The sequence below is a fragment of the Stenotrophomonas pictorum JCM 9942 genome (assembly GCF_001310775.1).
GTDB lineage: Bacteria > Pseudomonadota > Gammaproteobacteria > Xanthomonadales > Xanthomonadaceae > Stenotrophomonas > Stenotrophomonas pictorum.
In genome coordinates this window covers 1-2,172 of sequence record NZ_BAZI01000416.1, presented here as the reverse complement: position 1 = coordinate 2,172, position 2,172 = coordinate 1, and the positions used below count along the sequence as shown (strand labels likewise).

Below are 2,172 nucleotides of genomic sequence, written 5' to 3'. Positions count from 1 at the left end.
CGCGGCCAGTTCGATGGCCAGCGTCTCCAGCCGGCCCAGGGCGCCCTCGGGCTTGGTCAACTGCCGCTGGCGGGCGATGGCACGTTGGCGGTGTTCCTGCGAAGGCTGCCCACAGGCCTGCCCGAACCACGTTTCTGTCACGACTGTTCCGATACTGCGATGCAATCGCGCATTTTAACCGCCCGGGCGCGGTTGCCGGCCTTTTGCGCAGGCCTGGCGGTGATCGCATAGAATGCGCGCACTTTCGGGTGACCGGCCGGCCTTGCCGGACGGTTGAAACGGGAAGCCGGTGCCGCGCCCTGCTGGAATTCCAGCCGTCCGCCATTCCGGCACTGCCCCCGCAACGGTAAGCAGGACAAGACCAGGCAACACCGCCACTGTGCATGGCACGGGAAGGCGCCTGGTCGGAAGCAGCCTCGGCTGCCTCGCCTGCGAGTCCGGAGACCGGCCCGGAAGCCGACTGGTTGCGATGCGGAGGGCATGGCGGCGGCTGTAGCGCCGTGTGCGCGACCTCCGTCTTCTTCCCTCTTCTGGCAGCCTTCCCCATCCGCCTGCGCGGGAGCGCGCAGGTCCAGGAGCTTCCATGAAACTGTCTTACCACACCCTTTCCCTCGCCCTTGCCTTGGCCTTGCCGGGCGTTGCCGCCGCGCAGAACGCACCGACCGAGCCGGCTCCGACCCGACTCGATGACATCACCGTCACCGCCACCCGTACCCCGGTCTCGATCGAGAACAGCGTGGTGCCGGTGCAGGTGATCGACCGCGTGCAGATCGACCGCAGCCAGGCCAGCTCGCTGCTGGAACTGCTGCGCGGCCGCGCCGGCCTGGATTTCGCCAACCAGGGCGGCGCCGGCAAGATCACCTCGCTGTTCCTACGTGGCAGCAACTCCAACCAGGTGCTGGTGCTGGTGGACGGCGTGCGCATCGGTTCGGCCACCAACGGCATGCCGACCCTGCAGGACCTGCCGGTCGACCAGATCGAGCGCGTGGAGATCGTGCGCGGCCCGCGTTCGAGCCTGTACGGCTCTGAAGCCATTGGCGGCGTGATCCAGATCTTCACCCGCGCCGCCGGCCAGGGCCTGCAGCAGAATCTGGCGCTCACCGCCGGCAGCCACAACCTGCGCCAGGCCAGTGCCGGCTTCAGCAACCGCGGCGAACGCGGCTGGATCTCCGCCCAGGGCGGCTACCAGAGCACCGACGGCATCAACGCCTGCCGCGGCACCGCCGCCGGCTGGGGCGCGGGCTGCTATGCCGATGAGCCGGACCGTGACGGCTACCGCAACACCTCGATCAACGTGCGCGGCGGTTATGCGCTGAGCGAGGCATTGAGCCTGGAAGGCCACATGCTGAACTCGGACAGCTTCAACGAGTACGACGGCAGCATCTTCGGCGGCAACGAAGCCGACAACCGCCAGCAGGTCTACGGCGGCAAGCTGGCATGGGCGCCCTCGGACAGCTTCCGCCTGAGCGCGCAGCTCGGCCGCAGCAACGACCAGGCCGACAGCTACTTCGCGGCCGGCGGCGCGCGCACCCTGGCCAGCGTGTTCAACACCCGTCGCGACACCGCCGCCGTGCAAGGCGACATCAAGTTCGGCGAAGGCCAGCAGATCAGCGCCGGCGCCGATTGGCAGCAGGACCGGATCGAAAGCACCACCGCGTTCGATGTGGATAACCGCGACAACACCGGCGTGTTCGTCGAATACCAGGGCGGCTTCGGCGCGCACTCGCTGCAGGCCAGCGTGCGCAACGACGACAACGAGCAGTTCGGCAACCACACCACCGGCAGCCTGGGTTACGGCTTTGCCTTCGGTCATGGTTTCCGCCTGACCGCCAGCGCCGGCACCGGCTTCAAGGCACCGACCTTCAACGACCTGTACTACCCGGGCTTCAGCAACCCGGACCTGAAGCCGGAAGAATCCAAGAGCCTGAACCTGGGTCTCGCCCAGTACGCCGACACCTGGAACTGGACCTTCAACGCCTACGAAACCCGCATCGACCAGCTGATCGGCTATGACAGCAGCTTCGCGCTGGTCAACGTCGCCGAAGCCCGCATCCGCGGCGCCGAGCTGACCGGCTACCTGTCGCTGGCCGGTTTCGACCTCAACGCCCAGGCCAGCTTCACCGACCCGCGCGACCACACCGCCGGCGCGGCCACCTACGACAACCTGCTGGC

2 protein-coding genes and 1 riboswitch are annotated in these 2,172 nt (G+C 67.8%); of the genes, one reads left to right on the top strand and one right to left on the bottom strand.

The window, feature by feature from the left end:
* Positions 1 to 141: nicotinate-nucleotide--dimethylbenzimidazole phosphoribosyltransferase (locus JCM9942_RS19195; RefSeq protein WP_172675138.1), on the bottom strand; the 141-nt coding region annotated here is incomplete at its 3' end.
* Positions 142 to 229: 88 nt separating this feature from the next.
* Positions 230 to 467, top strand: a riboswitch (cobalamin riboswitch).
* Between the two features lie 116 nt (positions 468 to 583).
* On the opposite strand from JCM9942_RS19195, the gene JCM9942_RS14455 reads away from it, so the two are divergent.
* The coding region (locus tag JCM9942_RS14455) for a TonB-dependent receptor domain-containing protein (protein WP_054660532.1) at positions 584 to 2,172 on the top strand (1,589 nt) is incomplete at its 3' end.